1 pseudogene is annotated in these 537 nt (G+C 77.1%); it reads right to left on the minus strand.

The features are described from left to right. A pseudogene (locus BHU15_RS41985) lies at positions 1-325 on the minus strand (aminoglycoside phosphotransferase family protein); the annotation flags it as partial. Between the last annotated feature and the right edge of the window lie 212 nt (positions 326-537).

Raw genomic sequence — 537 nt, forward strand, 5'->3', positions numbered from 1 at the left:
TCGCGGTGACGGGCCGTCCCGCGACGTACGGGGTGGCCGCCGGGAGCGGTGGCAGCAGGATGCCGGCGAGCAGGGGGTGCGCGGCGACGGAGATCCTGGCGCGGTGGCCGGCGGGGTCGGTGGCGGGCGCGTGCGCCTTGGCGACGGCGGGCCCGTGGCGTACGACCACACCGTCCGAGCGGTCGGCCAGCACGGTCTCTTCGCGTCCGCAGGCCCGGCAGGGGGACGCGGTGTCCGTCCCGTCGGCCGGACCCGCCGTCCGCGTCCGCGGGTGGGCGGCGTGCCGGGCGGCGGCGGTGAGCGCGTGTACGACGGATGTGGTCACGTTGGTGGCTGTCCCCCGGTGCGGTGTGTTCCCGCCGGGGAGCCTACGCGCGGACGGGTCCCGAAACGGGTCCGGACAGCGCGATGGCCGGTCAGCTCCCCAGCTGACCGGCCAAACGCTGCCGTCCGCCGCACCCCCGTCCCCACGGGGTTGTTGGCCGGATGTCTACGGTTCGGGCCGCTCTCCCGAACCTGGGGCGCCGCTCAGCGCCC

It is taken from the genome of Streptomyces niveus (assembly GCF_001723055.1).
Taxonomy (GTDB): domain Bacteria; phylum Actinomycetota; class Actinomycetes; order Streptomycetales; family Streptomycetaceae; genus Streptomyces; species Streptomyces niveus.